Source organism: Pseudomonas sp. zfem002, from assembly GCF_032621685.1.
Lineage (GTDB): Bacteria > Pseudomonadota > Gammaproteobacteria > Pseudomonadales > Pseudomonadaceae > Aquipseudomonas > Aquipseudomonas japonica.
This window is the reverse complement of sequence record NZ_JAVYJH010000014.1, coordinates 213322-220171: the sequence shown is the minus strand read 5'-3', so window position 1 is coordinate 220171 and position 6850 is coordinate 213322. Positions and strand designations below refer to the sequence as shown.

General features: G+C 65.2%; 7 protein-coding genes, 1 rRNA gene and 1 pseudogene. 5 read left to right on the top strand and 4 right to left on the bottom strand.

All coding sequences use genetic code 11. The annotated features are described in order from the left end of the window. Positions 1-95, top strand: a 5S ribosomal RNA gene (gene rrf / locus RTI28_RS17650); the annotation flags it as partial. Positions 96-229: 134 nt separating this feature from the next. Here the strand turns inward: rrf and queD are convergent. Both queD and RTI28_RS17640 read right to left on the bottom strand, forming a co-directional pair. After that, on the bottom strand, positions 230-586 hold the full coding sequence (gene queD, locus RTI28_RS17645) for a 6-carboxytetrahydropterin synthase QueD (protein WP_316921653.1): 357 nt from the start codon (positions 584-586) through the stop codon (positions 230-232). A 52-nt stretch (positions 587-638) separates the two neighbouring features. Continuing rightward, positions 639-1718 (bottom strand): patatin-like phospholipase family protein, encoded by a 1080-nt coding sequence (locus tag RTI28_RS17640; RefSeq protein WP_316921652.1) that lies wholly within the window; start codon positions 1716-1718, stop codon positions 639-641. A 157-nt stretch (positions 1719-1875) separates the two neighbouring features. On the opposite strand from RTI28_RS17640, the gene RTI28_RS17635 reads away from it, so the two are divergent. Genes RTI28_RS17635 through RTI28_RS17620 form a run of 4 tightly spaced genes read left to right on the top strand, consistent with a single transcriptional unit; the run spans position 1876 to position 4485 of the window. Beyond that, a complete protein-coding gene (locus tag RTI28_RS17635) occupies positions 1876-2184 on the top strand; it encodes a PepSY domain-containing protein (RefSeq protein ID WP_316921651.1) in 309 nt (102 codons plus the stop codon). Next, the gene (locus RTI28_RS17630) at positions 2184-2498 is read left to right on the top strand and encodes a PepSY domain-containing protein (RefSeq protein ID WP_316921650.1); all 315 of its coding nucleotides are present in this window, start codon (positions 2184-2186) and stop codon (positions 2496-2498) included. The genes RTI28_RS17635 and RTI28_RS17630 overlap by 1 nt, the downstream gene beginning before the upstream one ends. After that, the gene (locus RTI28_RS17625) at positions 2498-3166 is read left to right on the top strand and encodes a response regulator transcription factor (RefSeq protein ID WP_316921649.1); all 669 of its coding nucleotides are present in this window, start codon (positions 2498-2500) and stop codon (positions 3164-3166) included. Before RTI28_RS17630 ends, RTI28_RS17625 begins: the two co-directional genes overlap by 1 nt. Beyond that, positions 3163-4485: a sensor histidine kinase gene (locus RTI28_RS17620; protein WP_316921648.1), complete on the top strand. Its 1323-nt coding sequence runs from the start codon at positions 3163-3165 to the stop codon at positions 4483-4485. The genes RTI28_RS17625 and RTI28_RS17620 overlap by 4 nt, the downstream gene beginning before the upstream one ends. A gap of 163 nt (positions 4486-4648) precedes the next feature. On the opposite strand, the gene RTI28_RS30390 is transcribed toward RTI28_RS17620, so the two are convergent. Together RTI28_RS30390 and RTI28_RS30385 are read right to left on the bottom strand one after the other, a co-directional pair. After that, the gene (locus RTI28_RS30390) at positions 4649-5404 is read right to left on the bottom strand and encodes a methyl-accepting chemotaxis protein (protein ID WP_401253566.1); all 756 of its coding nucleotides are present in this window, start codon (positions 5402-5404) and stop codon (positions 4649-4651) included. Between the two features lie 102 nt (positions 5405-5506). After that, positions 5507-6577: pseudogene (locus tag RTI28_RS30385) on the bottom strand (HAMP domain-containing protein); the annotation flags it as partial. Positions 6578-6850: the final 273 nt, after the last annotated feature.

Here is a 6850-nt window from a genome sequence, read left to right as displayed (position 1 = left end):
GAACCACCTGATCCCATCCCGAACTCAGTAGTGAAACGACGCATCGCCGATGGTAGTGTGGAGCTTCTCCATGTGAGAGTAGGTCATCGTCAAGATTCAATTCCGAAACCCCTATCTGCTGATGCAGGTAGGGGTTTTGTCTTTTCCGCTGCGAAAAATCGATGTGCAGAAAAAAGGGCTTGCCGGATAACCACAGCAAGCCCTTCTTGATTGCCTAAAAACGATAGCGTCAGTCGCCGGTGTACTCGCAACCGCTGGTGCAAGTTTCGTGGATACGTACCTTGCTCAATTCTGGCAACAGCGGCTTGACCTGATCCCAGATCCACTTGGCGATCACTTCGCTGGTCGGGTTTTCCAGGCCGGGAATGTCGTTCAGATAGTTATGGTCCAGTTGCTCGTAGAGCGGCTTGAAGATCGCCTTGATCTCGGCGAAGTCGCGAATCCAGCCAGTATGCGGATCCAGCGGGCCGCTCAGGTGCAGGGCGACCTTGAACGAGTGGCCGTGCAGGCGACCGCACTTGTGACCGGCGGGGACGTTCGGCAGGCGGTGTGCCGATTCGAAGGTGAATTCCTTGAAGATTTCCACGGATTAATAACTCTGAGAACCAATGCTGGGGCGCAGTTTACCAGCAAGGTCGCTACAAGGGTTGCAGATGGTCGCCCAGCGCGCCGCGCTCGACCCATTCGAGAAACTGGTCGCCCAGGCGCCGGCTTTCGCTCATTGCCGTGTGCCAGTAACGCTGGCGTCCCGCGGCGTCACCCATGAAGCGCTTGAAGTCGCCGCGGTCCGGCAACTTGCCGTATGGCAAGCGCGCCAGATACTGCGGCGATGGCGCGAGCAGCAGCACGTCCTGCAGGCGATCGGTATCGCCGCGGCGCCAGGGCAGGGCCTTGTCGAACCAGCCGGGAATCACTTTGTCGGTGAAGTGCGGGTAGAGCACGATGTCCTCACCGCTGTAGGGCAGGTCCAGGTGATAGTCGAGCAGACCGCCGTCGCGGTAGGTGCCGGCCCCGGCGCCGGGAATGTCGCGCACACCTTCCATCACCATCGGGATCGATCCGGACGCCAGCAGTGCATGGCGCAGGTTGTCCCCGGCCAGTGGCAGGTAGCGCGACGGGAAGTCGGTCAGCGCATGCAGCGGCGGCGCGCTGCGGGCGTCATGCAGGATGATGCGTTCGAAATGGCGGGCCAGGCGCGGCCGACCCAGCAGGTTGTCGGCGATCACCGACGACAGGCCGATGCCCAGGCGCCCGCGGTGATCGTCGGCGAGCAGGCCATGGCTTTTCACCACGACGATGTTCAGCCGGTAATCGGGGTTGTCGAGGATGCTGGCGTCACGTCCTTCGAGCAGGTCGTCGAGCATGCGCTGACAACTCGCCGAGACCTCGGCCTGGGTCACGCCCCTGGCGAAGTCCTGCGCGGTATACAGGTCGCCAAGGCGGCGGATGGCCGTGGCCGGGTCCGGCAGACAGGCGCTGGCGAAGCGCCAGGAGCCGATCGAGGCGCCGATCAGCGCGCGCTCCCGTGGCGCACTCGGTAGCCAGTCGCCGAACAACGCCAGGTCCAGCCCCTGGATACCCAGGGCCTTGGGGCCGCCGGCGGCGCCCGGTAGTACGCCGACATCCGCCGCGCCGAGACCGCGTTGGTGAATCCGGGCCAGCGCGCGTTTGCCCGCCTTGAGGGTCAGCGCAGGATAGTTGCTGTGGATGGCGGTCATAAGGGTCTCGCTCTGCCGAAGCCGGCAAGTATAAGGAATCCCCGCGAGGGTGCGGGGCAGAGCTGCGCTATCATGTCGCCAGCCGTTTTCAGGTTCAATTAAGTTCGCCTGGGTAGACTTTCCACCGTACCCGATTGACCTTTCTGGAGAAACCAACATGAAAATCCTGACTACCCTGTTCGCTACCGCCGCCCTGGCCCTGAGTGCCAACGTCGCCCTGGCCCAGGACGTACAACCCGATGAAGTGGTGAAACTGGTGCAGAGCCAGCAGATCCAGCCCCTCGATGCCCTGAAGCAGAAAGCCCTGGCCCAGCATCCGGGCGCGACGGTGAAGGACAGCGAGCTGGAAAACGAATATGGCCGCTACATCTACAAGGTCGAGTTGCGTGACAGCAAGAACGTCGAGTGGGACGTGGACATGGATGCCAAGACCGGCGAAATCCTGAAGAACGTCCAGGACAACTGATGCCGTACCTCTCGCGCAAGGCCCGCTGGGCGTTGCCTGCCCTGCTGGCCTTCTGCTCGCTGGCCCTGGCTCGCGACCTGGACCAGGACGAAGCCCTGCACCTGCGTCGCGAAGGCGTGATCCTGCCGCTGGAACAGCTCCTGCAATCGGCCCTGGGGCGTTATCCCGGGGCGCGCTTGCTGGAGGCCGAACTGGAGGAGGACGATGATGTGTATGTCTACGAAGTCGAGCTGCTGACCGGCGAAGGCGTGGTCCGCGAGATCAAGCTGGACGCCGCCAGTGGCACGCTGCTCAAAGATGAGGAAGATGACTGATGCGCCTGCTCCTGGTCGAGGACAATGTCTCCCTCGCCGATGAACTGACTGCCAGCCTGCAGCGCCTGGGCTACGCGGTGGATTGGCTGGCCGATGGCCGCGACGCGGTCTGGCAGGGGGCCAGCGAACCCTATGACCTGATCGTGCTCGACCTCGGTCTGCCCGGCATTCCCGGGCTCGAAGTGCTGCAGCAGTGGCGCGCCGGTGGCTTGCTGGCGCCGGTGCTGATCCTCACCGCGCGCGGCTCCTGGGCCGATCGCATCGAAGGGCTCAAGGCCGGTGCCGACGATTACCTGAGCAAGCCGTTTCATCCCGAAGAGCTGCAACTGCGCATCCAGGCCCTGTTGCGCCGTGCCCGCGGCCTGGCCAACCAGCCGACCCTGGAGGCCGCCGGCCTGCATCTGGACGAAGGCCGCCAGTGCGTCAGTCGCGACGGCGAGGATGTGCAACTGACCGCCGCCGAGTTTCGCCTGCTGCGCTATTTCATGCTGCATCCGCAGCAGATCCTGTCCAAGAGCCATCTGGCCGAGCACCTCTACAACGGTGAAACCGAACGCGACTCCAACGTCCTCGAAGTGCATGTCAACCACCTGCGCCGCAAGCTCGGGCGCGGGGTGATCGAAACCCATCGCGGCCAGGGCTATCGGTTCGGCGGGGCGGTGCAGTGAGGTCGATCCAGTCACGCCTCAGCCTCGGTCTGGTCGGGGTGCTGGTGGTGGTCGGACTGGCCCTGGCCCAGGTCAGCCTGTGGTTGTTCGAAGTGGGCCTGCATCGTTACCTGGAAAGCGGCCTGCGCAAGGAAAGCGAAAACCTTCTGGTGGCCATGGTCCAGGGCCCGAATGGCATCGAACTGGACCAGCGCAGGATTTCCGCAGCCTACAACCGGCAGTTCTCCGGTTACTACTTCCGCATCGACTTCGACGGCAAGACCTGGCGCTCCCGCTCGCTCTGGGATGCCGAACTACCACAACCGCCGGCCGCCGGACTGCGCGATGACCTCGAACTCGGGCCGGAAGGCCAGCAACTGCTGGTGTTGCGTGCCGACTATCGCCGCCAGGGCCAGGCGATCTCCATCAGCGTGGCGCAGGACTACACACCGATGCGCGACGGCTTTCGGCGCCTGCAGCAGATCGGCCTGGGGCTCGGCCTGCTGGCGCTGATCCTGGTCCTGGTCCTGCAGCGCCTGATCGTCAAGCGCTCGCTGAGTCCGCTGGAGCGCGCCCGCGAACAGATCGCGCAACTGCAACAGGGCAAGCGCACGCAACTGGACAGCCAGGTGCCGAGCGAGCTGGAGCCGCTGGTAGCGCAGATCAACCATCTGCTGGCCCATACCGAGGACAGCCTGCGCCGTTCGCGCAACGCCCTGGGCAATCTCGGCCATGCCCTGAAAACCCCGCTGGCGGTGCTTCTCAGCCTGGCGTCCAGCGAGCGTCTGCGCGACTCGCCGGAGCTGGCGGCGCAGTTGCGCGAACAGCTGGAGCAGATCCAGCAGCGCCTCAGTCGCGAACTGAACCGCGCCCGCCTGGCCGGCGATGCCTTGCCCGGTGCGCATTTCGATTGTGCTGTCGAGCTGCCTGGTCTGCTGGCGACCCTGGGCATGATTCATGGCGATGGTCTGCTGATTCGCCATGAAGTGGCCGCCGGCCTGTCCCTGCCCTGGGATCGCGAGGATTTGCTGGAACTGCTCGGCAACCTGCTGGACAACGCCTGCAAATGGGCGGACAGCGAGGTCTGCCTGGGCATCCGGCAGGCGCCGGACAGCTATCAGCTATGGGTCGACGACGACGGCCCGGGCATTCCTGCCGATGCCCGCCAGGGGGTGCTGGAGCGTGGTGCGCGGCTGGACGAACAGGTCGCCGGGCATGGTCTGGGACTGGGTATCGTGCGCGATATCGTCGAGGCCTGGCATGGCCGGGTGGAGTTGCGCGAGAGCCCGCTGGGTGGGCTACGGGTGCATATCGAGCTGCCGCGCAGGGCAGGGCGCTGACTTCGCCGGCTGCAAGGCCCCTGTAGGAGCGCAGCTTGCTCGCGAAAGGACCGCGCAGCGGTCCCGGCGATTTGATTGAGTCCACCCATCTGGGACCACTGCGCGGTCCTTTCGCAGTGGTTCGTCACACGACAAGCCAGCGCCTGCAGAACGCGCGTGAATATCAGACCTGGAAGTGATCCATCAGGCTCTGCTGCTGGTTGGCCAGGCTGTTCAGCGCCTGGCTGACCCGCGCCGATTCCTCGGCCTGGTGCGACAGCGACTCGGTGACGTCGCGGATGGTCGCCACGTTGCCGCTGATTTCCTCGGCCACTGCGCTCTGTTCCTCGGCGGCGCTGGCGATCTGCAGGTTCATGTCGGTGATCACCGCCACCGCCTCGCCGATCTGGCGCAGCGCGGTCACCGCCTGGCCGACCTGCTCGACGCTACCCTGGGCCTGGCGATGGCTGCTGTCCATGGCGCCCACCACCTCGCGGGTACCGGCCTGCAACTGCTCGATCACCTGGCGGGTTTCCTCTACCGACTCCTGGGTGCGCTGGGCCAGGTTGCGCACTTCGTCGGCGACCACCGCGAAGCCGCGTCCGGCTTCGCCGGCACGAGCTGCCTCGATGGCCGCGTTGAGCGCCAGCAGGTTGGTCTGTTCGGCGATGGAGCGGATCACTTCCAGGACCGAACCGATCTTCTCGCTGTTCTCGGCCAAACCTTCGACCTGACCCATGGCGGTGTTCATGTTGGCGGCCAGGGCATCGATGCTGCTGGTGGTCTGGCCGATCACCGCCAGACCCTGGCGGGTGGCCTGGTCGACGTCGCGCGCCGCCTGGGCCGCCTGGGCCGCGCTGCGGGCGACGTCGTGAGCGGTGGCGCTCATTTCATGGGACGCGGTGGCCACCTGATCGACCTGGCGATACTGCTGCTCCATGCCGGCGCTGGTCTGGCTGGCGATGACCGAGGACTTGTCAGCGGTATCGCGGGCGGCATGCACCGAGCTCTTCACTTCGGCGATGGTCGGCTGCAGCTTGTCGAGGAAACGGTTGAACCAGCCGGCCAGCTCGCCCAGCTCGTCCTGCTTGTTGTAGGCCAGGCGGCTGGTCAGGTCGCCGTCGCCGCTGGCGATCTCGCGCAGGCGGTGGGCGACATGCAGGATCGGCCGGGTCACGCCGCGGGCCAGCAGCCAGATCAGCAGCAGGCCGATCACCGCGGCCAGCAGGCCGAGCCCCAGTTCGATCATCGCGCCGCTGGTGTTGCGCTGGTCGAGTTCCTGCTTGAGCGTTTCGGCCGGGCCGGTCAGGGCGCTTTCCGGGACGTCCAGCAATACGCCCCAGGGCTTGGCGCCCGGGGTCGGCGAGAACGAGGCGAGGACCTTCAGCCGGCCAGCATGCTGGATGCTGTGCAGCGCGGTGCCGTCACCGAGCAGGCGCATCAGTTCGGCGCCGCTGTCCTTGTCCACGTCGGTATAGCGCTGGGCCAGCTTGCCGGCATCCGGGCTGTAGCCGGCGAGCAGGCCGGCCGGAGTGATGATGCCGATCTGCGTCTGGCCGCCGTACAGGTTGGCGCTGGCCTGCTTGCTCAGGGCCTGCAGGCTGTTCAGGTTGATGTCGATGGACAGGGTGGCGATGACTTTGTCATTGACCATCAGCGGGAACACGATGCTGGTCATCAGCACCTGCTGGCCGGCGATCTCGTAGAAGTAGGGTTCGGTGATGCAGGTCTTGCGCGTGGTGCGCGGGCACACCGACCAGGTGTTGGCCGGCTCGCCGCTCGGGCCGATGGTGGTGTCGGCCATGTCCCGCTCGGGCAGGGCCATGGAGGTCAGCTGGCCCGGGCTCGGCTGCGACCAGTAGAGGGCGAACCGTCCGGTTTCGTTGCTGCCGATGGCGGCCTGGTCGGCGAACAGTTCGTCCTTGCCGTCCAGCGCGTTCGCTTCGAACACCAGCGACAGGCCGAGCAGTTCGGGGTTGGCCTGCAGCGCCGAGCGCACCTGGCGAGTCAGGTCCTCGCGCAGGTCGAAGGCATCGAGGAAGCGTTTTTCCGCCTGTTCGCGGAGGAACAGCACCTGGCGCGAGAAACCGGCGCCGTACTGGTAGGCATCCATGAACTGGCGGCGGATGTTCAGCGCCTGGACTTCGCCCTGGGACTCGATGCGGCCTTCGGCGGCTTCGGTGAGCATCTGCATGCTGCTGGCCTTGACCAGATCCGTGGTGTGCTCCATGCGATACAGCGAAAGACCGACCAGCAGGGTGACGATGCCAGCGAGGCAAAGTCCGGCCAGCAGGGTGATCTTCCATTGGATGGAAAGCTGTCTGAGGGACATTTGGCGAATCCTTTGAACCAGAAGAAATGGGCACTGCCGTCTGTAACGGCCGCT